Source organism: Bradyrhizobium sp. WBAH42 (assembly GCF_024585265.1).
GTDB lineage: Bacteria > Pseudomonadota > Alphaproteobacteria > Rhizobiales > Xanthobacteraceae > Bradyrhizobium.
The window spans coordinates 7847997-7870912 of the sequence record NZ_CP036533.1 but is presented as its reverse complement, the minus strand read 5'-3'; the positions used below and the strand labels follow the sequence as shown (position 1 = coordinate 7870912).

25 protein-coding genes and 1 pseudogene are annotated in these 22916 nt (G+C 59.4%); 14 read left to right on the top strand and 12 right to left on the bottom strand.

Features of this window, described 5'->3' with window-relative positions; translation table 11 throughout:
- Positions 1-4: 4 nt before the first annotated feature.
- Positions 5-1249, top strand: a complete 1245-nt coding sequence (locus tag DCG74_RS36915) for a S9 family peptidase (protein ID WP_172787626.1) — start codon at positions 5-7, stop codon at positions 1247-1249.
- Between the two features lie 221 nt (positions 1250-1470).
- On the top strand, positions 1471-2094 hold the full coding sequence (locus DCG74_RS36910) for an NAD(P)-dependent oxidoreductase (RefSeq protein ID WP_172787625.1): 624 nt from the start codon (positions 1471-1473) through the stop codon (positions 2092-2094).
- Between the two features lie 34 nt (positions 2095-2128).
- Here the strand turns inward: DCG74_RS36910 and DCG74_RS36905 are convergent, their stop codons facing one another.
- Entirely contained in the window at positions 2129-2935 is an 807-nt protein-coding gene (locus DCG74_RS36905) for a DUF3313 domain-containing protein (RefSeq protein ID WP_257187502.1), read from the bottom strand.
- Positions 2936-3301: 366 nt separating this feature from the next.
- On the opposite strand from DCG74_RS36905, the gene DCG74_RS36900 reads away from it, so the two are divergent.
- The 10 genes and pseudogenes from DCG74_RS36900 to DCG74_RS36855 all read left to right on the top strand — a co-directional run.
- Entirely contained in the window at positions 3302-3805 is a 504-nt protein-coding gene (locus tag DCG74_RS36900; RefSeq protein ID WP_175421780.1) for a hypothetical protein, read from the top strand.
- A 285-nt stretch (positions 3806-4090) separates the two neighbouring features.
- Positions 4091-4987: a MipA/OmpV family protein gene (locus DCG74_RS36895; protein ID WP_172787623.1), complete on the top strand. Its 897-nt coding sequence runs from the start codon at positions 4091-4093 to the stop codon at positions 4985-4987.
- 8 nt (positions 4988-4995) lie between these two features.
- Positions 4996-5742 carry a hypothetical protein gene (locus DCG74_RS36890; protein WP_172787622.1) on the top strand — a complete coding sequence of 249 codons (747 nt, stop codon included), beginning with the start codon at positions 4996-4998 and terminating at the stop codon, positions 5740-5742.
- Complete coding sequence (locus DCG74_RS36885; RefSeq protein WP_172787621.1) at positions 5743-5943, top strand: hypothetical protein; 201 nt, start codon at positions 5743-5745, stop codon at positions 5941-5943.
- A 24-nt stretch (positions 5944-5967) separates the two neighbouring features.
- Positions 5968-6453 (top strand): DoxX family protein, encoded by a 486-nt coding sequence (locus DCG74_RS36880; RefSeq protein ID WP_172787620.1) that lies wholly within the window; start codon positions 5968-5970, stop codon positions 6451-6453.
- Entirely contained in the window at positions 6450-7388 is a 939-nt protein-coding gene (locus DCG74_RS36875; protein WP_257187501.1) for a DUF3108 domain-containing protein, read from the top strand. The genes DCG74_RS36880 and DCG74_RS36875 overlap by 4 nt, the downstream gene beginning before the upstream one ends.
- Before the next feature lie 373 nt (positions 7389-7761).
- Positions 7762-8973, top strand: a complete 1212-nt coding sequence (locus DCG74_RS36870) for an acetylhydrolase (protein WP_172787618.1) — start codon at positions 7762-7764, stop codon at positions 8971-8973.
- Positions 8960-9925 carry an SDR family NAD(P)-dependent oxidoreductase gene (locus DCG74_RS36865; protein WP_210268414.1) on the top strand — a complete coding sequence of 322 codons (966 nt, stop codon included), beginning with the start codon at positions 8960-8962 and terminating at the stop codon, positions 9923-9925. The genes DCG74_RS36870 and DCG74_RS36865 overlap by 14 nt, the downstream gene beginning before the upstream one ends.
- A 39-nt stretch (positions 9926-9964) precedes the next feature.
- Positions 9965-10909, top strand: a complete 945-nt coding sequence (locus tag DCG74_RS36860; protein WP_172787678.1) for a hypothetical protein — start codon at positions 9965-9967, stop codon at positions 10907-10909.
- Between the two features lie 116 nt (positions 10910-11025).
- Positions 11026-11154: pseudogene (locus DCG74_RS36855) on the top strand (plasmid stabilization protein); the annotation flags it as partial.
- A gap of 51 nt (positions 11155-11205) precedes the next feature.
- Here the strand turns inward: DCG74_RS36855 and DCG74_RS36850 are convergent.
- From DCG74_RS36850 to DCG74_RS36805, 10 genes are all read right to left on the bottom strand, one after another.
- Positions 11206-11562 (bottom strand): hypothetical protein, encoded by a 357-nt coding sequence (locus tag DCG74_RS36850; RefSeq protein ID WP_257187613.1) that lies wholly within the window; start codon positions 11560-11562, stop codon positions 11206-11208.
- A 68-nt stretch (positions 11563-11630) separates the two neighbouring features.
- Positions 11631-11834, bottom strand: a complete 204-nt coding sequence (locus tag DCG74_RS36845; RefSeq protein ID WP_246708914.1) for a hypothetical protein — start codon at positions 11832-11834, stop codon at positions 11631-11633.
- Between the two features lie 15 nt (positions 11835-11849).
- Complete coding sequence (locus DCG74_RS36840) at positions 11850-12446, bottom strand: 3-phenylpropionate/cinnamic acid dioxygenase subunit beta (protein WP_172787617.1); 597 nt, start codon at positions 12444-12446, stop codon at positions 11850-11852.
- Positions 12447-12475: 29 nt separating this feature from the next.
- On the bottom strand, positions 12476-13276 hold the full coding sequence (locus tag DCG74_RS36835) for an SDR family NAD(P)-dependent oxidoreductase (protein ID WP_257187500.1): 801 nt from the start codon (positions 13274-13276) through the stop codon (positions 12476-12478).
- 2 nt (positions 13277-13278) lie between these two features.
- Positions 13279-14628, bottom strand: coding sequence for an aromatic ring-hydroxylating dioxygenase subunit alpha (locus DCG74_RS36830; protein ID WP_172787615.1), 1350 nt, complete (start codon positions 14626-14628; stop codon positions 13279-13281).
- Between the two features lie 25 nt (positions 14629-14653).
- Complete coding sequence (locus DCG74_RS36825; RefSeq protein WP_172787614.1) at positions 14654-14977, bottom strand: 2Fe-2S iron-sulfur cluster-binding protein; 324 nt, start codon at positions 14975-14977, stop codon at positions 14654-14656.
- A gap of 175 nt (positions 14978-15152) precedes the next feature.
- Positions 15153-16550: an FAD-binding oxidoreductase gene (locus tag DCG74_RS36820; protein WP_172787613.1), complete on the bottom strand. Its 1398-nt coding sequence runs from the start codon at positions 16548-16550 to the stop codon at positions 15153-15155.
- A 140-nt stretch (positions 16551-16690) separates the two neighbouring features.
- Positions 16691-17059 carry an ABC transporter permease gene (locus DCG74_RS36815; protein WP_257187499.1) on the bottom strand — a complete coding sequence of 123 codons (369 nt, stop codon included), beginning with the start codon at positions 17057-17059 and terminating at the stop codon, positions 16691-16693.
- Positions 17060-17530: 471 nt separating this feature from the next.
- On the bottom strand, positions 17531-18421 hold the full coding sequence (locus DCG74_RS36810) for an ABC transporter ATP-binding protein (RefSeq protein ID WP_246708913.1): 891 nt from the start codon (positions 18419-18421) through the stop codon (positions 17531-17533).
- 18 nt (positions 18422-18439) lie between these two features.
- Positions 18440-19498: an ABC transporter substrate-binding protein gene (locus DCG74_RS36805; RefSeq protein ID WP_172787612.1), complete on the bottom strand. Its 1059-nt coding sequence runs from the start codon at positions 19496-19498 to the stop codon at positions 18440-18442.
- 194 nt (positions 19499-19692) lie between these two features.
- Between DCG74_RS36805 and DCG74_RS36800 the strand changes: the two genes are divergently transcribed.
- Positions 19693-20118, top strand: coding sequence for a chorismate mutase (locus DCG74_RS36800; protein ID WP_172787611.1), 426 nt, complete (start codon positions 19693-19695; stop codon positions 20116-20118).
- A gap of 25 nt (positions 20119-20143) precedes the next feature.
- On the opposite strand, the gene DCG74_RS36795 is transcribed toward DCG74_RS36800, so the two are convergent.
- Complete coding sequence (locus DCG74_RS36795) at positions 20144-21817, bottom strand: thiamine pyrophosphate-dependent enzyme (protein WP_172787610.1); 1674 nt, start codon at positions 21815-21817, stop codon at positions 20144-20146.
- 187 nt (positions 21818-22004) lie between these two features.
- Between DCG74_RS36795 and DCG74_RS36790 the strand changes: the two genes are divergently transcribed.
- Complete coding sequence (locus DCG74_RS36790) at positions 22005-22853, top strand: IclR family transcriptional regulator (RefSeq protein ID WP_172787609.1); 849 nt, start codon at positions 22005-22007, stop codon at positions 22851-22853.
- Positions 22854-22916: the final 63 nt, after the last annotated feature.

Below are 22916 nucleotides of genomic sequence, written 5' to 3'. Positions count from 1 at the left end.
CATCATGAAGGCTCAAGGCAAGAACATCGACAGCGCCCAGGAGAACAACGAAAGCTCCGGCGCAGGTGCCTCGGCACTTTCGAGAAAGCATTGGGCTCAGCCGAATTTTTTCAATGACAATGTGCTGATCGATGCCTTGATCAAGCACACGCTAAGCCTGATGCCTTACGGCATGACCGACCTCGGAGAGGTCATGGACGTGGTCTATCAGCTCAGAGGTAGTGACGAAGAGGCCTGGATCACTGCCTGGAGTGCGCTGGCGGGGCGGCTCCAGAATCGAGCCGAAGAGGCCGACAGGAAGGGCAAACGCATTACTGGGTCCACCGCCTACCTTCGCGCCTCGACTTATTGGCGCTGCGCGCTGCTGTACTTCAGCCAGTTCGAAGATGCGCGCATGAAGGAGTATGCGGTCGCCAGTTCAACATGCTACCAACGCCACCTTGAGCTGTCCGGCTCCCCCGGGGAGCGCCTCGAAATCCCTTATGAAGGCAGCTTTCTTCCAGGCTACTTCTACAAGTCCCCCTGTGCAGGGGATAAAGCTCCGCTGCTTATCATCACGCCCGGCCGGGACACCTGGGCCGAAGATACACGGTGGGTTTGCGAAGGCGCGCTGCATCGAGGTATTCACTGTCTTACATACGATGGCCCAGGCCAGGGATTTGCACTGAGATTGAATAATCTCACATTCCGCCACGACTGGGAGAAAGTCGTAAGTCCCCTGATTGACTACGCACTGGAAAAACTCCCGGAGATCGATGCTTCCCGCATCGCGCTCATGGGCTTGAGCTTCGGCGGATATCTGGCACCGCGCGCCGCGGCCTTCGATAAGCGGATCAAGATCTGCATAACCGACCCTGGCAATATCAGCTGGGGACGTCCGATCATCGAGCAGTTGGGACACTTCGGCAATCGCTCGCTTGATGAACTTCCGGAACAGCTAAGGAATCTGGTGCGCGACTACGCCTGGAAGCATGGGGTACCGAACACGATCAAGGATGTTGTGGAGGCCCTCAAGCCCTACGACAATGCGGCCATCCTCGAAAAAGTGACGTGCGAAACTCTCGTCTTGGATGGAACAGGTGAGGTGTTCCATGGAGCGAAGCCATTCTATGACGCCCTGCAATGCCCCAAGGACTACATGTTGTTCGATGAAACCTCGACGGCGCAGTCACATTGCCAGATAGGCGGCTATGCCACCGCCACCGAGTATCTCTTCGACTGGCTCGTCGAACGGTTGGAACGTGCTTGATTGCCAAAGGTCAGGCGAATGCGCTCGCGCTTTCCGCACCACCCTAGAGTATCTGGTCTCGCGCCACCGGACGATGTGGGCCCCGACGCTGATCTGTCGATCACCGCACTACCACTTGTCTGGGCGACCAGCGAACGCGGAATTCGGCCCGTCAACCATCCGACAATTTGGCGCGCAGGCCGGCCAATTGGCTACGGCCCCTCTCAGCAAGGAGACATTCCATGAATATTGCCATCATCGGCGCCACCCGTGGCATTGGCCTGGCCATGGCGCAGGCTGCGCTGGCCGACGGCCATGTGGTCACGGCGCTCGCCCGTACACCCGGCCGCATGCCCATGAGCCATTCACGCCTGCGCATCATCGCAGGAGACGCACAAAACGCCGAGATCATCGCACAGGTCGTGGAGGGGCAGGATGTGGTCTGTGATTGTCTGGGCACCACCAATGTCACGCAGACGATAACCATGTTCTCGCGTTGCGCGGAAAACCTTGCAAAGGTCCTAAAGCCCGAGCAATTGCTGATCGCCGTGACCGGTATCGGCACCGGCGATAGTCGAGGCCACGGCGGCTTCTTATACGATTACCTGTTCATGCCGATTGTTCTGCGCAGGATGTATGCCGATAAGGATCGCCAGGAACGGATCATCAAAGACAATGTTGCGCGCTGGATCATCGTCCGGCCCGGCTTCTTGACCAATGGCCCGCACACGGGACGTTATCGTGCTCTTACTGATTTAACAGGCATCCATGGTGGGCGGATTTCACGCGAAGACGTCGCCGATTTCATGCTTTCGCAGGCAAAGGCACCAGAATTCATCGGTCAGACGCCTCTGCTGATCTACTGACGGGCGCGCCAATTCGAATCGCCGTCTCGAATTCTCACTTTGGCGCGGTCGCAGGCTGCTCATTGCCTCCCTTGTCCGTCCATTCCGGAGGAAGCCCGAGACCTCCCCCGACGAGACCGGCGACCCCTGGACTGCGACCGAAAGCATCGCATGCGGAATTCTCGTGGGCGCCGCCCAGATCAGAACGGATCTTCTGCATCGAGGGCAAGGACGGACCCTTGCCGAATGGGCTCTCGCCTGTGGCCACAAGAGTGCCGAAATCCTCGCCAAATGCGCTAGCAAGATCGTAGGCGTCCGAGGCTTCGGACACTTTGGGTCGGCTAGTGATGGAGTCCGCGCCTCGCGCCCATATCAGGGCGGCTTTCTGCTGATTGCTGCGGTCGCGCGCTTCCGCCTCGACCGATAGGCTGCCGAGGCCGACAGGAAGACGAGGCACCGGCACTGGAATACTCAGGACGGAAGGCACAATCGAGACAGCCTTTGAAGCCCCGGCAGCTACCTTATCAGTCGGTTCGGCGTGGGTGATCGTGGCATGAACGGTCAGATCCGCAGTTTCCGTAGCGTTCACGACCCGAAGCCGATCACTTAGCTTAACGCAGAGCGCGCGATCGACGGCATTCAGGACCAGCTTGCGCTGCTCGTCCGAGAAATTAGCCGGGAGGGCACCGGAAGCGACCGACGCGGGTGCGATACGAACCGTCTTGGCCGCAAGAACGTCCGGCTTGTCAACCCGCACCCTGGATTTTGTCAGAACTCCATCACTGGAAGTAAGATTATCATAGGAGCTCAGCGCGCCGGACTGGCTCAGAGGCGCCGTCGCGCAGGCGGCAAGCGGCAGCAAAAACGCCAGAGAGCCGCACGCCAAATACCTCCGAACTTCCCTTGGCATTCGCCGGCGTCTACCGCCCCCCTGATCTTGGCATTGGACGACACGAGCTGCGACTAGAGCGTGGAGTCTAACATACATTGACACGGGTGAGATGGTCCGATACTGATTAGATCGAACGATCTATTAATCGGAAGACGATGGTCATGCAATGCGTCAACTTGGCCAATGTCCACACCGAGGAGCAACCATCGTCAGGCCTGCCAATCTCCTCAAGCCTCAGTTGCGTTGGACCGATCTGATGTGGGTAAGGAACCAGACTTCTATCCGATCCCGCTTTCGATTGATCGACCTGCCGATGGTGCAACCGAATGGTGAGTCATGACTCGGCTGGCCCCGGCGTTTCGAGCGATCCTGATGAAACACTCACCGATGTTCATCGCTTTATCGCTTGGGATTTCCTCGCAAGCCTTTGGTGGCGTCGATACCATGGCAGGTAGATGGTCCGGGACCGGCTCCATGAAGCCCTCGGACGGACCTCGAGAAAAGATCCATTGCAAGGTGGCTTATGACGTGAAGCGGCCAGGCAAGTCCATCAAACTAGACCTGAAATGTGCGAGCGACGCCTACAAGCTGATGCTGTCGGCAGATATCGAGCAAGATGGAGATAACATCTCCGGCAACTGGTTTGAGAGCGAATGGCGACAGGGCGGCAAGGTTATCGGCACAAGCTCGGGTGACCTCGTCGAGGCCAGAATTGAAGGCAATACCGTCGCTGCATTTGTAACCATCCGAACGACAGCCAATCGGCAATGGTTCGTGATGGACGCCCCCGGTTCGTGGGTGTCTCAGGTCTCGATAGAGTTGAAGCGGGAAGCACCATAATCGGACCTCCCTCACCAGCATCGACCGCCTTCTTTGCGCGTAATTCACACGCGGAACAACTATCCGTCGATCCCTACAGCGTCCGGAAAGCACCAATTTACACGATTTTTCGAGTGTTCAGTCTAATCTAGATTGACGCCTTCGCTCGTAGTCGGTAAATTCGACCGAATGATCTAGAAACTTAGAGAGACCTTGTATGCAACCGCGTCGACTAGATCATCGTGGCCCTTCGACGTCCGCGCCAGCTGGCCCCGGCAATGAGGTCCACCACCCGAGGCCTCTCCCATGAAGCATCTTAGCAAGGCCGTCTTTCGCCCTTCCAAAAGCACCCCGCACTGTATTCTTTTTGCGGCGGCGGTCGTGGCCATTAGCGCGGTGATGGGCACCTCCGACCGGGCATCCGCACAGACTGCGTTCACCTTGCCGGCGCCGCCTTTTGAGCTGCCGGTCCTGCCGCCGGTGTCTGGGACCTGGACCGTGATGATCGGCGCCGAGGGCCAGTACAGGCCAAGCTATGAAGGAGCGAACCACAGCCTGTTCAGTCCTGTGCCGATTTTCTCCATCCGGCGCGCAGGCTCCGTGGACCAGTTTCGCAGCCCGCGCGACAACATAAGCATCGCGCTCATTGACTTCGGCGATCTGCGCGCCGGCCCCGCTGGCAAGTTTGTGCCGTCGCGAAAGGCAAGCAACTATTCCGAGCTCACTGGCCTGGGCGACGTCAAGGCTGCCTTCGAAGCTGGCGGATTCATCGAATACTTTCCCGTCGATTGGTTTCGCGTGCGCAACGAGACCCGCGCCGGGTTTGGTGGCCATGAGGGCGTCGTCTCGGACTTTTCGGCGGATTTCATCGTCCCCGTGACACGGGCGATTACCGTTTCGGGCGGCCCGCGCTTCACATGGGAGAGCACGAAGGCTGTAGCGCCCTATTTCAGCATCGATGCCGTTCAGGCGACGGCGGCCGGGCTGCCGGCGTTCGACGCCAAGGGCGGTGCGCACTCCGTCGGCGCGGGCGCTCAGGTGAAGTATCGGATCGATCCGCAATGGGAGGTTCATTCCTACATCGAATACGATCGGCTGCTCGGCGACGCGGCAAAAAGTCCGCTCGTGACCGCGCGCGGTTCGGTCAACCAAACGACAGTCGGCATCGGCGCGTCCTACTCCTTCGACTTCAAGATCCGGTAGGAGGCGCGATGCGCACTGCCGGCCGATATGCCTGGATAGCGATCTCGATCTCTTTGGTACTGAGTAGCGGCGCTCACGCGTTGTTCGAGACCCGGGACGCAAAGCTCAAGGACGTCAAAACGATCGGCATCGTTTCGGCGATCGGCGATCAGTTCACCTATGCAAAAACGGGGCTCACAGGCATCAACAACAGCCCTCGAAACGTACCAATCGCTTCCTGGGGTCTCGACGACCTGATCGCGCAGGAGATGGCAAAGGCGCTGAGCAACCGTTTTCAAGTGCAGCCTGTCACCTATCCGCGCGCTACCTTCGCAACGACCCAGGAATCGGCGATCGGCCCCGTCAATCTCGTTCGAGGTGATCCGTTCAAGAAGCTCGTTCAGACCGAGGTCTCTCCGCAAGGGCTCGACGCCTACATCATCATCACCAAGGCCAAAGCCTCTTTTGGCGGCGGCAGCCGAAAGGTGGAGGGCGTGGGCCTGATCACATACAGCACGGTTTTGGAATCATTTGACCTGCTCCACGCGCTTTACGAGGTCAGAGTTATCGACGGTAAGACGTTCGACGTCATCGAAAAGCTGGCTGCAGGGCCGCAAGATGGCACGTCGAGCGTCCGACTCCCGGGTCCTAGCCTGATGGTCGATGCAGGCTTCGACACACGAGACGAGAACCTGCGTCGAACGATCGTTGATCTTATCGTCCGCAGCCTCCCGAACACACTGAGCGATCTGCATCTGATCAATCGACAGCCCTAGATGGACGAAATGATGAACGCCACGCCGCTTTACCTGGCTCGCCTGGTATGGCCGTTGGCTGCAAGGCGGATCGAACACATTGGCGGCGACGCCGGTTTGGCGTGCTCACGACGAAAAATTGAGTGCGCGGTTACGACGGTATCACTTGGTACGGTGGAGCTCATCCAGCTGCGTGATGCAGCACCTGCCGCAGGCACGTAGCCCCCCGCGAATCGGAGGTCACAAATGCTGTTCTGCCGAGGCGCAACGGCGCTCTCCAGCTTCGCTTCGGCTCTACGGTCAATTGTGACGTGGGTCGCTCGAATAGCCCTTTGCCTGACGTCGGGCGTTTCCGGTGCCGTCGAACTGTCCGTCGACCCGGCGATCCTATCAACCACGGGCATCGCGTGGGCGAGCGGCTCGCCGCTCTGGTTCGTTCGCTCCGTGGGGACGGTCGAACTGGCAGGCGCAGTCGGAATGGCGGCCGCAGCACTCACCGGCGCCGCGCCGCATCTCACTGTCCTGTCTGCAGCCGGTCTATTTGCCATAGACCTGGTGGCACTGGGCGTTTGCTCGCGCGGGTCTACACTGGCGACGCCCGCGCCGCTGGACCAGCTTTCGCTCGCTCTGTCTTTGGTTGTGCTTTGCACGGCACGGACAACCTCGCTCCGCTCGCAACGCAAGCGTCGTGTGCAATCCGGCTCGCGATCGTATCTGGATATGAGCCCATGAGATTGCAACGTCGCAGGACTCGGCGAACCACGGCAGCCTCTCCTAACGGGCCCCAGCAGATCCCCTTCTGTCTATTGATACGTTTGATTGCCATCCAACTGCGGCTCCTCACTGATCCGCGGTCGTTGCCATTGATCGTATCCTTGGCAAGTTTTGTTGCGACCATTGCGCTACCGACCGAATCCCATGCCGCGACCATTCGTGCGCGATACTTGATGAAATACGTCGGGATAGAGGTCGGTGAGCTCGCGATCGTCAACAACATCGGTTCCTCGTCCTACGAAGCCGCGTTGCAGGCGCATGTAACGGGCATTGCGACCGTAGCCACTTCGCGCAGCGTCAGCATGAAGGCGAGCGGAACCATTCGCAAAGGCACGGTTGTGCCATCCACTTTCTTTTCAGATCAGGTCGGCGCCGACCAGACGCGAACGACGCGGGTGTCTCTGACCGATGGCAATGCGAGACTTGTCGAAATTGATCCGCCTTTCCAGGACAACGCTGAGCGCGTGCCCCTGACAGAAGAGCATAAGCGCAACGTGATTGATCCTCTCAGCGCACTTATCCTGACCGTCCCTCCCGGCGAGCGCGCGATAGGGCCGTCTACCTGCAACAGAACCCTGCGGGTGTTCAATGGGCTGTTCCGTGCAGATGTAGAGCTTGCCTATGTGAGAACAGAGCCATTCAATGCAAAGGGCTATTCCGGTGCTGTCGCGGTCTGCTCGGCGCGATATGCGCCACTCGCAGGCTATAATCCAAATGCGACGATGACGAAGTTCATGATGGCAAATCGAGCCATGGAGATCCGTGTGGCTATGATCGAGGACGCCATGCTGGCAATTCCGGTGTCGGTCAGAATACCAATGCCCGTGGGTACTGCCTCTGTGGAGCTCCAAGACTACAGCGTCGAGCCGACGCCAGGGGCCACGAGAAAATGACCTGCGAACCCATAGGGACGACCGGCTGCACCGATCCAAATTCGGTCGACGGCGGCGGCCAAGAAGGGGGCTGCGGCCGATACCTACCCCCCTATCGCTTGGCGATGGGCTTTGCAACCGATCGCGCGGCCACAACGCGGCGTTGCGGCGGCTGCGACAAATAGTTCAAACAGTCTAACTTTATTGACGGGGAGGCTCTGGCCTGATAATTATTAGATCATGTGATCTAATAATTAGGATCGAAGTTCCGCGAGCTGAATGAGAGCCCGAGCGTATCGACGGGCGGTCTCGGGTCCGCTCATGCAAGGATGAAGCCGGAAGCGATGGTTGCAAGCACTTCCCAATGGTTACCGTCTCTCAAGGAGCAAGTAGCATGAAACGACAGCTCAGCGCCATAATCCTAGCGTGCGTTGTCGCAACAACGCTTCCTGCGACAGGCGCGAATGCGCAGGTTGCCGCTGTGCAACAGGAGGTGGCGCCCTTCCGTACGGTCGATTTCGATTGGGTCGATGCTTCTCGGGGACGCAAGGTTCCTGCCCGCCTGTATTGGCCTGCTGCTGCATCCCCGGGACAGGTGCCGCTGATTGTGTTCTCACATGGCATGGGGGGAACCCGGAATGGCTACACCTATCTTGCCAGGCAGTGGGCCACACACGGCATTGCCAGCCTGCATGTCCAGCACACCGGCAGCGACTCCGGGGTTTGGTTCGGCAACCCCTTTGGAGTCGTGAATCGGCTGCAGGCAGCGGCACAGGACGGCGAAGCGGCGGCGCGGGTCGGGGATTTGCGATTTGCGCTCGACCGTATCCTGTCAGAAGCAACTGGACCGTACGCCGGCTTCATCGACCGCCGCCGGATCGTCGCCGCGGGTCATTCCTATGGTGCCAACACCACGCTGTTGGCCATCGGCGCGCGGGTCATGCGAAACGGTCGGCTGCTCGACTTCCGCGATCAGCGTTACAGCGCCGCGATCGTGATTTCCGCGCCCGCGTTCTACGGCGAAAAGAACCTGGCCAGCGTGCTCGCCAATATCACCGTGCCAACCCTCCACGTGACGTCCACCGAAGACATCATCAGAATTCCGGGCTTTTTCTCGCCAGCCAGCGATCGCGTCGCAATCTTTAACGCAGTTGCCGGCCCGCGAAAGCTGCTGGCGGTCTTTCAAGGTGGGTCTCACAGCATGTTCACTGACCGCCCTCTGGTCGGAGGCCTGGCGCTAAATCCGAAGGTCAAGGAGGCCACAGCGGATCTCACGCTCGCATTCATGGACTACGCCTTCGGGTCTCACGTCAACGCTTTGAGCCACTGGAGTGCCACCTGGCGAAATCTTCTCGCCGAGCCTCCAGCAAGGCTGACGGTTGCAGCGACGCCAGCACAGAGGCTGTTGCAGCCGGCGATATCAGGCGAGCCAGCCGCAACGGTTTCCGAAGTGAGCGCGGAAGCCCGCATCGGGCCCGGTGAAGGCCGAAGCCCGGCCGCAGCGCGCTGTGCTCCGCGCCGCTCGGGTGCTTTCAGGGGATCTCCGGCCTGGGCTGGCGAGACCTGCACGGATCAGAACGGGACGATCGGCCATGGACCAAGCTAGACCGCAGCGCGTCGTCGTCATGACGGGAGCCACATCCGGGCTTGGCGCTCATGCGCTTCGGCAGATCGTCGCCCAGTCGAACACGCGTGTTTTCATAGGTGCGCGCGGAAGCGGAAGGACGGTACCTGACGGCGTCGAGGTCCTCCCGCTCGATCTCGCCTCCCTCGCGAGCGTCCGCGAATTCGCAGAGGCGGTGACTCGGCGACTCGGGGATGCTCGCATCAACATTCTGGTCCTCAACGCCGGGATCCATGGTTCGGACGCCAAGCAACGTAGCGCGGAGGGATATGGGCTGGCATTCGCGGTCAATCATCTCGCCCACTATCTGCTGGCCCGACTCCTGCTGCCGAATATGGCCGACCATGGTCGCCTGGTGATCACCTCGAGCAACATGCACGATCCTCCTTTCAAGCGGATCGCGCCCAAGTCGCTCGACGTGCAGGAATGGGCCCATCCGACTCCAAATGGTTCTGGCGCGGGTATACGCTCCTATACGGCTTCGAAGCTGTGCAACATGATGACGGCGCTGTCGTTTGCGCGGCTGGACGAGGTGAAGGCGCGCCAGATCAACATCGTCGCCTTCAATCCCGGCCTTACCGGCGGCGTTGCCGGCCGTGATGCCTCGGCCTTGCAGAGAGCGTCGGTCAGACTCCTGACGCGCACGATCTTTCCCCTCATTGGCCTGTTCCGTCCCGAGTTCATCATGAACACACCTGAACACTCCGGCAACATGCTTGCCAACGTTGCTCTGGGGGCAGTCAGTCCGCCACCCGGCCGGATCTATGTCTCCCTGATCAAGGGCGAACCGACATTCCCCGATCCCTCGGAATTGGCGCGAAACGGAGAGGCTCAAGATCGACTGTGGCGCGAGAGCGCCGCGATGGTCGGCATCAAGGGACAGCCGAGCATGCCGCCTACCCTCGGAGTGTCTGAGAGCGATCTGTCTAAGTGAACGTCAATCTTGAATGGAGAATTGGCTGTGAGCGAACCGATGTCCGAACAGTCCGGCCCGAACGCCGGCATCTCTAATGCGACCGCCGCGCCTCTGCACGCTGATGGTGCGCTTGAGGCCGCCGCAAGCATGGACGGACCGTCGATTGCTCCGGACCACGAGGCGCCGCCCAAGCCGGACGCCCCGAAGATTGAGGCATCCAACGCCGAAGCTCCCCGGATCGAGGTGCCGAATATCGGAGCCAAGCTGGAGGCGGAGCCCAAAGCCGAGCCAAAACCCGGCAAGCTCATCGTGATGGCCCCAACGGAGTGGTCTTCGAACCGGTTCAGGGACCGCGAGGATTTCGGCCCCGATAAGAACGCAAACGAGGCGCGCGCGGCTGGCAAGCGCCGGCTGGCGGGGACGGCCGCGGTAGTGGCGCTCGCAGCCTGCGTCGGCGCCATCAGCGGCGCGCTGACGACAGCTCGCGTCATGCAATTCGCCACCAACCCGGCGCCCGTGCCGATGGCAGATAACAGCGCGCTGGCAGCTTCGGTCGGGCGGATCGATGCCGATGTCATCGCGCTCAAGGCGAGCCTCGACAATACCTCCAAGACCGGCGTAGACCAATTCAACCGGACCACCGACCGTCTCGACAAGCTCGAAAAGGCGCAGGCCGAGCCGATGGCCAAGCTCGCAAAGTTGTCCGAGACGGTGGACAAGCTCCGCACCGCGCAGGCTGCGGTCCCCGCACCGACTGCCGCAGCTCAGGCGGCAACACCCGCAGCTACCCCGCCGAAGGTCGAAGCCAGCAAGCTGCCGATGGTTGACGGCTGGCGCCTGCGTGACGTCGCCAATGGCGGCGCCCTAATCGAGGGCCGGGAAGGTCTTTATGAGGTCTATGCCGGCGATCCCGTACCGGGCCTTGGCCGCGTCGATGCGATCCGGCGTCAGGATGGCCGCTGGGTCGTCGTCACCAGCAAGGGCCTGATCGTCGCACGCTGATCCGCCGATACCCATTTCGGCAGACACTGCACTACAACGCGAGGCGCTTTGATGGAACCTCGCTATCAAAAATTCTGCTTTGATAGCATCGCAGTTAGTTTCCGGAGGACGCCATCATGGCGGCCGTCACCATCCGCAACCTCTCCGAGGAGGCGCATCGCGCCCTGAAAGTCCGCGCGGCGCAGCACAATCGCAGCGCGGAAGGAAATGCGCGCCACGGTTCTGTCGCTGCGTTCCCGCCGCAGAGGGGAGCTTGTCGCGATCGCGATAGATACCGACCAGACCCGCGACCGCAACTAGCGCCTCGAAATCAAGAAATCGTCCGTAAACTCTCCCCGCGACACCTTCACTGGAATCTCTCCCTCGCTACCGATTTCGAATATCTCGGACCCCGACCTCTCCGCTTCATCGGCGAGACGATCGATTCGTTCGGCGATCTGCTCGGCCTGCCATGCGTTGAGATACCAGGCGAATTCCTCTCGTTTTGGACGCATGCCGAATTCGGGATCCGCCGGCAGCAGGCTGACAGCGGTTTCCGGATGAAGGGCCGGCAAATCCCGAGCCATCGATATCTTGTTCGGCTGGCGAGCGAACTTTCTCAGGAGCTCTGCCAGTCCAGCCAGATCGCGACTGTCGCCGATGAAGAGGAACATCGGATTGAAGTCACTCGGAAGGAATTCGTATCTGAGCATTGATCCGGACCGGGCTTTCGAATCTGAATTCACGTACTCGCGGACGTGCTCAGTACGGAAACGATGTCCTGAGCATGGCAAAGCTCGATCAAGCCAACGTCACTTCCCTCGCGAGATTCCAAATACTTGACCTCCACCCACATGCCATCGTCCATGTTCTGAGTGACTTCCGCGACGATTTCCTCCCTGAGCTTCAGCCGATCGCCAGGCTTAAGATCCAGAACGTTAATCATGGGTCCCCTCCCTGCTCAAAAGAACATGGTCAGATTTTTGGCGAGCAGGATGTTCTGCTCCAGTATGATTTCCCGCCTACAGACCTTCCAGGCTCCATCGATTAGCCGGAGCGTATCGTGCCGGCGGCCTACCAACGTGTAGGTCTCGTACTCCACCCTGTTTTGATAGACCAGGAAACGACTGGTAACGTCCACCTCATGAGCCTGCTCAAGGCTGGGACGCACGTCCTTGATCTGCACGTTCGTGATCATGTGGGTGACACGAGATAGCGGCTCCTCCGCGTAGTGAACGCCCGTCAGGATTTGCTCGACGCGCTTGGTCAGCGTCCATTTGTCTTCGTCAAACCAACTGATGCCTTCGCCCCTTTTCGTGTTCTCGCGGGCTTCGTGCTGACCAAATTTCACGTTTCTTCGAATAGGCATGAAGTAGGAGATGTCTTCGGTAAGGACGTCAAGCCACTCGCGAAAACGGCGTTCGTCGAGCAAATCTGCTTCGAAGTAGAGAAAGTCCTCGATGTCCGCCTTGAGGCGATAATAATGCGCATTCCGCTCGATCGTGCGATTGCCCGCGGCTTGCGCCCTCACTGTGTCCGGCGTTGATACTTGGTTCATGCGCGGCTCCTTTCTTCAGTCACGTAATTTCAGCTTTTCGGCTTTGGCGGCACGGGGCCGCCCTGGTGCGCAAAGCAGCCGACATCGATGACGGCTCCTGAAATCGTCTCGGCATCGGGCGACAGAAGGAAAGCAACAACATTGGCGATATCGTCTCCCGTGGCCGGCCGGCCTGCGGCCGTGCCGGGCGCTCCAATTCCGAATTTGCTCGTGTCGCCATCTACGCGTCCGAGGCTCATACCGCTGACGATTCCTCCACCGCCTGGGATGACCGTGTTCACCTTGATCCCGCGATGAATGAAGTCGTATGCAGTCGCGGCGCCCAGGGCCACCAAGGCGCCCTTGGTTGCCGAGTACACGGCCATGTTGGGCTTCCCCCAACCCGCCCCTGATCCAATATTGACGATCGAACCACTTCCGCGGCGAAGCATGTGCGGTAGCACAGCACGTGAGGTCAGGTAGGGTCCTTTGAGATTGACGGAGACAATTCTATCGAAAAGAGCCTCGTCCGTGTCGAGAACTGTGCCGAGCGGACCGATGGCGGCGTTGTTCACGAGACCATCGATCCGGCCGTAGTGCTCCAATGCGAAACTGACAACGCGTTGGACATCTGATGATTGAGACACATCTGCTTCAAGGAGGTGCGCCTGCAGGCCGCGATGCGCCAGTTCGTCCCGCAGACCTGGTATGGCTGCCTCCGCTGTACTCGAAACTTGACGACCTTCCAGGCCGAATGCGACGACCTTGTGACCTCGCGCGGCGAGGCCGAGCGTGATTTGCCGCCCAATTCCGAATGTTCCTCCCGTTACGATGACGATCTTGCTGGCCACGTTCACTCCGCCGCCTGCCTGCTCGCAGCCGGTACACCCAGCAACTCACCCCAGTCCGCATCACGCATGTAGGATTCCCACCGCTTGTAGAAACCGCGCGCGATCTGCTCCGTGACTTGCAGGCTCACTTCACCGCCAAGTTTGTGCTCTGTGGTGTACGCTCCCATCGACTGCTGATAGTTGAACGGATAGCGACGAGCGACGGTGCCCGTGCTGGCGGCAGTCGCGTACAGCCAATTCTCCAGATCGTCTTGCTCGGTCATGCCGGCGGGCCCCGAATAGCGCATGTAATAGCGCCGCAAATAATCCTTCACTTCCGCGGGAGCATCCTTGTCGACCAGGAAGAAACGCCAGCCTTCGGTGGACGTCGGGCTGTGGGGATGCCAGGCGCAGAGGCCTCGCGGCTGACGCCCGTGATAGGACGTGTTCGGGAAGATGGTACCGACGAAGGGCAAAAGGCGGGCGTCCTCGCCCAGCCGCCGCTTCCGCTCCTCGTAGCAATGCCTGAAGTATTGCTCCAGGACCGGGTTGTCGAGAAAGGACTCGATGTATTCGTTTGCCTCGGGCTGGATCGCGCTATGCACCCCATGGCCAGCGGGAAAGCTGATCCAGACATGCTGAGCGTGCTCGAGTTCGTTGTCCCGTCGGCCTTTCTTGCCGGATGCTGCGCTCGGCCCGATCCCAATCAAGTCAACCGAGCGATGACTGGGATTGTGATAGGTATCGCCGAGAAAATTTTCGGCGGCGAACTTCCAATTTGCCGGGAAGACCCACTTGTGAACTCCGATGACCTCGGACCCGCCCTCTCGACCGTCGCGACAATCAAGCGCCTGATCCAGATGGAGCTTTGCATCGCCGAGATAGGTCAGGAAATCCGGAGCGTTCTTGTCCCACGTCGCCCAGATTGAACCTTTGTAATTGAACAGCTTCGCCACCGAGACGAGCGAGTTGGCCTCCCGATCCAGGACCCCGTCATAAAGCGACTTGTAAAGAGGAACACCTTGCAACTTGCCATCGGTCGTATAGGTCCAACTGTGATACGGACACGTGAATAGAGAGGTGTTGCCGGATTCGTATCGGCACACCTTCATGCCGCGATGCCGACACGAGTTAAGGAAGACATGGATCTCTCCCTTCTTGTCGCGGCACAGGATGACCGACTCTTCGCCCATGCGGGACGTGTAGAAATCACCTGGATTCGGCACTAGGCTTTCGTGACCGACGAGCAGCCAGGCCCGCGTGAAGACCTTGCTGAGCTCTTCCTTGTAGATGTCGGCATCCACAAAAATTTCGCGACTGATGTAGCCGTTTGTGACGTCCACCAAACCTTCGATTTGCTGGCGCTGCGTCATGGGGCGCTTCTCCAATGCTGATGATTTATCCCTGCCGCTCCGGGACATGAACGACGAGACCGTCGAGATCTGCGGAAAATTCGATTTGACAACTCAGACGGCTCGTCGGGCGCCGCTCGCTGGCGGTGCAATCGAGCATCTCATCCTCGTCCTCACTGGCCGCCGGAACGCGCGAAACCCAACTCTCGTCGAGGTAGATGTGACAGGTTGCGCAAGACGCAGCGCCACCGCAGTCGGCCAAGATACCTGAGACGCCGTTGTACACGGCAATTTGCATGAGGCTCACGCCGAACTGCCCTTCGACAATGGCTCGAGAACCGTTGGGCTGGATGTAGGTCACGTGCGGCATGTACAGCACCAGATGTCCGTCAGATGGACATTATTTTCATTTTCATGAGAATCAGCTTTTTGACAGAGACTGTCAAGACCAGGTACCCTGGAGTCGATCAGGAAATTCGGCTGGCTACGCCATCGAGGCGGTTGTCGTCGGCAATCGACAGAATAGGCGCGAGCGAGCGCCAAGCTCAGCGCGCAAACGACTTGCCAGGGTTGAGAACGTCGCGCGGATCGAGCGCGTGCTTAACACGCCGCATCAGCTCGATGTCCAGCTCCGACCGTTGCTCAGCCAGTTCTCGACGATGAAGCTGCCCAATACCGTGTTCCGCACTGATGCTGCCGCCGAGCTTCCAGACAACTTCGTTTGCAACATCTTCAATGCGCTGCTTCTTGGCAATGAATGCGTTCGGATCTCCGTGCGGAGGTTGGCATGCGCTGAAGTGAAGATTGCCATCGCCGAGATGACCGAAGGCGAAGGGCACGAAGTCCGGCTCCAGCTTGCGGATTGCTTCGCACAAACGGTCATAGAGCGCGGGAATCTGGCCGATGGGGACCGAGTAGTCGAACCGGATCGACTGACCCAGATGGCGGTGAAATGGAGAAAATGCGTCACGGATCGCCCACAACTGAACCTCCTGCGCTACCGACTGTGCAACAACGGCGTCATTGCACAACCCTTGCTGTAGCGCCTCCTCAATATGCCCCTCCAGCACATCGCTTTCCGCATTACCTGCAAAGCGCACCAACACGTACCAATCGCCACAAAGGGGAAGAGGCGGCTGACATTTGACTATCCTCTCGCAAGCACCCTTGACCCCGATAAAGGGCATCAATTCCAGTGCCGACAGCCCCCCTCCCGCCAAGATCAGCGCCCGTTCTGCAAACTCGCTCGCGGCCTCAATAGAGGGCACTGCAACCAACGCGGATTGCCCCCACGCTTCGGGCGGGGCAAGTTTAAGCGCCGCTGCAGTGATGATGCCGAGCGTTCCTTCCGAACCAATAAAGAGATGGTTCAGGTCGATCCCAGTGTTGTCCTTGCGTAAACTTTTCAATCCGGACCACAGCTCGCCATCGGCGAGAACGACCTCTAATCCGAGCACCAGTTCACGGCAATTGCCGTATCGCACCACGTTCATTCCGCCTGCATTCGTGGCGATGGCGCCTCCCAGGAGCGCACTGTCGCGCGCTCCGAAGTCCAGGCCAAAATGCCGGCCCGCTTCTCGTGCCGCACCTTGGATCTGACTGATCGTGCAGCCGGCCTCCGCGACGACGGACCACGATGTCCGATCGATCGAACGGACACGATTGAGGTTCGCGAGACTTAGTACGATCCAGCGATTGCCATCATCCGATGGAACCGCACCTCCGCACATGCTTGTATTGCCCCCTTGAGGCACAATCTTGAAGCCGTTCTCCGCGCAAACGCGAACCGCGGATCGAACCTCGTCCACCGTGTTCGGGCGCAATAGCCCCGCCGCAGGCCCCCTGAACCAACCGCGATAATCGGAAGTTACCGACGCGAGGACGTCTGCGTCGGTGACGAGAAAGCCCGGGCGATCGAATGCGGCTCGCAACTCGGCTGTCATTGATCCTCCTCAAGCACCCCAGAAACCGGCCAGAGGGGCCGACCTCGCTCATCGCCTGCGAGGCACCCCGACAGACCGTGCCGCCCAAACCAAGTGCGCCGCTTTCAGATTGGTCTTGCGGCCTTGGGGCTCCGAAATGTCTAGGCTCTATTCCAGGGCACTAGAAGCCGCTCGATCTCGTTGAAGAACAGCGTCAGGACGAACCCGATGACCGCGATTGTAAGGACACCTGCATACATCGTATCGACCGCAAGCAGCTCCCAGGAGTTCCAGATCATGTAGCCGAGCCCCTGCTTCGCTCCGACCATCTCGGCCAACGCGATCAATACGAGTCCAAGCCCCGCACCCAGCTTGATCCCGGTCATAATGAGCGGTAGCGCCCCGGGAAGAGCGATTGTCCGGAACACTTGCCACCTCGTCGCTCCAAAATGTGTACCGACTTCGAAGTAGACTTTGTTGATGGTAAGAACACCCGCAGTCGTGTTGGATAGCCACCGGATAGAACACACCGATGGCGACCATGGCGATCTTCGATCCTTCTCCGAGACCGAATATCAGCAACAGCAAAGGCAGGATCGCGCTCTTCGGAACGGGATAGGTCGCGGCGATCAGCGGATCTACAATCAACCTCATTGGACGCGACAGCCCCATGAGAATTCCAATGGCCAGCGCCGGAATTCCACCGACCAGAAATCCGAGCGCCAGACGGGCCAGGCTTGCCTTGGTATTCGACCAGAGCTCGCCTGAAGCAGCCAGCGCGTGCAGAGCTGCAAAAATGGTGCTGGGCGTCGGAAAATACCGTTGATCGAGGAGACCAGCCCGTCCCGCGAGCTCCCAAACCAACAGCAACGCCACCGGCGACACCAGCGTCATGATCCGTTCGGTCAGCGCAGACCCGAAGCTCAGCGAAAGGCGCCTCTTTGCAGATGCAGAGGCGACCGTGACAAATTTCGATGAACTTACCTGAGCACTCATGCTGCTCATGCTCCGTATCTCCCCTCGAGCCGCCCCTCGCTCTGCAATCTTGCCTGCTGAACCTCGTCCCGAAGATATCCCCAGATGCGGAAGACCAACTCGCCGTATGCCGGCTGTGCTCTGAGGTCTATGACTTTTCGCGGCCGGTCGAACGGCACGTCGACGAGTTCCTTGATGCGCCCAGGGTGAGCAGTCATGATCATGATCTTGTCGCCAAGCGTGACTGCCTCGTCGACGCTGTGGGTTATAAATAGAACTGTCTTTTTCGTCTCATCCCAGATTTTCAGCAGCTCCTCCTGAAGGAGGGTTTTGTTCTGCTCGTCCAGCGCTGAAAACGGCTCGTCCATCAAGAGGATTTCCGGATCATTGGCGAAGGCCCTCGCGATCGACACACGCTGGCGCATGCCTCCCGATAGCTGGTGGGGATATGCCTTCGCGAACTTGGTCAAACCGGTACGGTCCAGGAAATGCCCGACGACATCCGCTACCTCTCCGGGCGATACGTTTCGGAGCTTGAGCGCATACGCCGCGTTGTCCCACACATTCATCCAGGGAAAAATTGCGTCTCCCTGAAACACCATCGACATTCGCGGACGACCGGAGCCGCTGCGGGCGCATTCGATGGTTCCGGCGCTCGGCCGTTCCAAGCCTGCCAGCATTCGCAGCAGCGTCGTCTTTCCGCAACCACTTGGTCCGACAATCACGAAGAACGTGCCATTCGCGATGTCGAGATTGATTTCGTCAATAGCGGTGAAAACCCGATTCCCGGCCGTGAAGTCTTTGCGCAGATTGCGAAAGCGGATCTTGCATTGGTCCGCAATCGGGAGCGCTGCGGGTTCGAACAAAACGGGAGATTCAGCGGATCCGCGCGACATTCTTTTCGCCGATACGATCATTTGATTTGCTCGGCACCGTCAGTTGGTGCCACCCGCCGATGCAAGCGCCTTGGCAGCGCGCTCGGCGAAAGACAGGTCGATAAGCTGCTCGATGTCGGCGTCTCCTTTGATCAAGCCCCTCTGCTTGAAGAACTCGTAATCCTTCTTCATTCCGGGAACGTTGAGTTTTCCGTCCGGGTCGCAACCATGGGGGGTCATCGCCTCAATGAGACGATCCTCCTTCAGTTCCGTGTAGCTCTTGTAGGCCGCCTTAACTTTCTCCGCGGCAGCGCCTGCGACCATCTTGCCATTCACATAGGCAGAATTGAAAAGACGGCACCCTCTGAGAAACGCCTTCATGAAGCCCACCGCAGGCCCGGCGCGGTCCTTCATGAACGAGCCCGAATAGATCATCACTCCGAGCACATCATTGGGGTAGATCTGGTCTCCGGTCGCAACGCGAATGACAGATCCCTGGCTAAGAGCAAAGGTCGCATGCGGCTCCGTCACGAAGGCTGCATCAATGGCCTTGTTTCCCAGCGCGACCGCAAGTTCGGAGTGCCCCAGATAGGTCACATCCACATCGTCGAACTTAAGGCCTCCGAGCTTCAGGAGTTCGTTGAGTGTTGATTCCGCAGCTCCGCCTTTGGACTGCGTACCGATTTTCATTCCCTTGAGATCGGCGTAGCTCTTGTACCTGCCATTTTCGATGAGGTCCTTGCGAACCAGAAACTGCATGTAGCCGTGGCCGGGCGGCATCGATGCACGATCGGATACGATCTTGAGGTCGACGCCGCGAACAGACAGGTTGTTCAGTCCGGCCGCGACAACTCCCGCCGCGACATCGAGCTGTCCAGTTCCCAGCGGCGCCACCATTTGCGCGCCCGACTTGAACGGGACCATTTCGACTTTCAGTCCTTCAGCCTGGAAATAACCCTCTCTTTCAGCCAGGTGGAGCGCCACGTCGCCGGTCGAACCGAGAACCCCAACCTTCGCCAGTGCCGGCTGCTGCGCAGAAGCGGCGCCCGAACTTGCGATCGAAACGACCGCGACGAACGCCGTGAGCGGAAACGCAGTCCGAAGAACGCGTCGAAGCATTTGCACCCTCCCAGGACGGGTTATGGTGATGTCCATTAGGTGGACACGTGTATTATTTTTTGATCTATGTCAAATAGCGGCCGACGTGTCAATGGTTCGCAGTTGCACGTGAAGCGACCAACTCGAAATGACCGTTATCGCACTCGCTCGCCCACCCCCTTGGTGCGGCCGCGAGCGCCTAGGGGAGGAGAAACATGGGACGAATAGTTTTTGTGTTGCTACTTGTTGCCGCAGCAGCCGCCGCGCGCGCGGAAGAGCCCACCACAAATACCCCAGCGCTCTGGGGTAGCCCGACCGTGGACAATGGCACTTGCTGTTCGACGCTTGCCGAGGTGCGGCAGAACATCGACCGTATCGATCGTGAGCTTGTGCGACTGATGGCGGAGCGAGGGCGCTACGTCCACGAGGCGTCACGCTTCAAAGCCAATCCGGCGCAGGTGGAAGCGCCAGAACGTGCGGAAGCCGTTGTAAGAAAGGCAATGTCTCTTGCCGAGGAAAACGGCCTGTCGCCTAAGATTGCCGAGACCACTTACCGCGCCATGGTGCGATCCTTCATCGATTACGAGCAGGAGGTCTTTGCCAAAGCGGCTGCCGAGGGGCAGACACCCTGGAAGAAGTAGTCTTCGCTGCTCCGTCTAGGCGCTCTCACCTGCCAACAGGCGCCGGTCCCAGCGGATTCGGCGCAACCTTCTTGTCCGATGCGAAGGGCGGAGGCATCAGCCTCAGCAGGTGCCACGGGCTCGGCATTTGTCCGACACGGGCCTCGATCAGGATTGGCCCATACGTTTCTGAGCGAGCGCGCAGAGATTTTTCGAGTCCACCGGGCTCGTCGATTCTCTCATACGGAATGCCGAACGCGTCCGCTAGGCGATCAAATTTCGGATTGAGAAGATCAACTCCAAACTCCTTTCCGAACTGGTCCTGCTGCATCTTTCTGACGTTGCCAAAATGACCGTCGTTGAACACCACGATCGCGGCGTTGAGATCATATTTCCGGGCGGTGGCAAGCTCCTGCATCCCCCATCCAAAGCCGCCATCGCCGTTGATGCTGACGACCATGCGACCCGGGTCGGCGGCTGCGGCGCCGAGCGCCGTGGGGAAACCAAAGCCGAGCGTTCCCTGATAGCCCGGAGTAATGAAGGTGTTCGGCAGATAGACTGGATAGGCGATCCGGGCGAAATATCCGACTTGCGTGAGCTCGTTCACGAGAACGCCATTGTCGGGAATGGCAGCACGAAGGGCTCTCACCCAGGCTCCCTGCGGCTCGATATCGCGCATCTGCTCCTCCGCCCAGGCGCGGACCTTGCCGAGATCGATTCGCAGCGGCGCACGTCGAGCGCAAGCGCGCTCGAGCGCTGCGAGTCCAGCCTTGCAGTCAGCTTCGATCGCAACATCGGCCCGACGCGGTGGCTCCCAGGCAGAGGGATCTATGTTGAGGTAGATATACTGAGTGGTCGCATCCGACGGCCAGGCAGGTCGGCCCATCGCAGTATCCACAAAGCGACTTCCGATCACCATTACAAGATCGGCGTGCGGGAACAGTGCGCGCCCCTCGAGGCTGTTGAGTGCGAGTGGATGACGATCCGAGATCGAACCTCGGGCGTTTTCGCCCATGACCACGGGAATCTGGAGTCTTTCTGCAAAAGACTTCAAGGCCTCGGATGCCGCGCCCGCCATCACGCCGCCTCCAACATAGGCGATCGGCAGCCGCGCCTTCGCGAGCATGTCGGCAGCACGCTCGATAGCGCGAGGATCCGGAGTTGTCGGACCGGGGCCGACGGCCGGTGGAACGAGGCTCATGTCGGCAGTTGCGCTTAGCATATCATGCGGAATCTCGATGCCCACCGGCTGCGGTCGCCCGGAGTTCAGCTCTTGAAAGGCCCGATGGACCAGCGCGGGGATATCTTCCGCTCTGCCTGCCCTCCCATTCCACTTAGTGACCGACCCAAGAATCTCCGATTGGTTTCGGATTTCATGCAGCAGGCCGAGCCCCTTGCCAAACGCAGGCGAGTAGATGTCACCGCTGATACAGAGGACCCTGGAGTTGCATGCATAGGCGGTCGAAAGCCCGGCCATTGCGTTCAGCAGCCCCGGCCCTGGGACGACCATACAGACTCCGACGCCTCCGGTACTCCGAGCATAGCCATCCGCCATATACGAACTCGCCTGCTCGTGGCGCGCGACTACGTATCGGATGCGCTCTCGTACCTTGCGCAGGCCGTCGACGGCCCAGTCAAGTTGAACGCCAGGCACACCAAAGACATCAGTAACTCCTTCGAGCACGAGCTGTTGCGCCAAGGCGTCGCCACCGGTCAGCATGACCCCTCCACTCCAAAATTGGTCACTTCGCATGACTATCAAATCATGATAATAGTGTCCATCAGATAGACATTCCCGGCCGTGCCTGCGTTTGCGAGCCACAGACCAGCAAGTTTTCAGTCTGTCCCCGCTGATTTGGGTCCAGTACTGTCGAAGCCAAATTCACGAGTCACATCAGTTCGGTGCTATGGCGAAATCACGCGAATCCGACCTCGACGATGTTGGCGCAACGAGCGTCAGGGCCGTCGATCGCGCTATTGCGATCCTTCAATCGTTCACCTCCGAGAATCCAACGATGAGTGTGATCGACATCCAGAAGCGTGTCGGACTTAGCCGGCCGACGCTCTACAGGTTGCTCCATACGCTCTCGCAAAAAGGATTAATTCAGGCCGAGGGAGATCCCCAGCGCTTCAGGCTGGCGCATGGCGTGATGAGCCTCGCGCATGTTTGGCTGAAGGCGCTTGATGCTGTTCAGCTTGCCCGGCCGATCGTGGAAGGCCTGCGCGACGTGACCGGCGAGACCGCGGCGCTCTTCAAACTGCAGGAAGATCGCGGAATTTGCATTCTGGAGTGCGAGAGCCGCCATGTTCTCTCGATCAGCCGAGGCGTCGGCGACTCCTTGAGCATCTCGCAAGGAGCAACGGGCAAGGCGATGCTTGCCTTCATGGAGAAAGACCGACAGACCGAGTTTTTGAACCGCATGCCGCGCGATGCACATCGCGCAAGTCTCGAGCAAGCCCTGGCGATTGCCAAACGAAAGGGCTTTACCACAAGCCGAAGCGAAATCATCCTCGGAGCCGTCGCCGTCGCCGCTCCCTTTTTCGATCATCGGGGAGCGGTCGTAGGAGCAGTTGGGCTATATGGTCCCAATGTAAGGGTTACAGATGATCATCAGGAAGAGTTCGCCAACCTCGTTGTTGAGGCTGGCCGCAAGATCTCGCGCCTACTCGGATTCCAATCAAAAGACCTTACGGTGCAAGATCAGGAACACGTTGCGACAACGAAGCCGCAATCGCGTGTGCGCCGTCAGTCCTAACTGTGTCTGAACGCCGAAGGGCCCTCGATGACGAATTCGTCGATACGGCGAAATGTCAGCGAT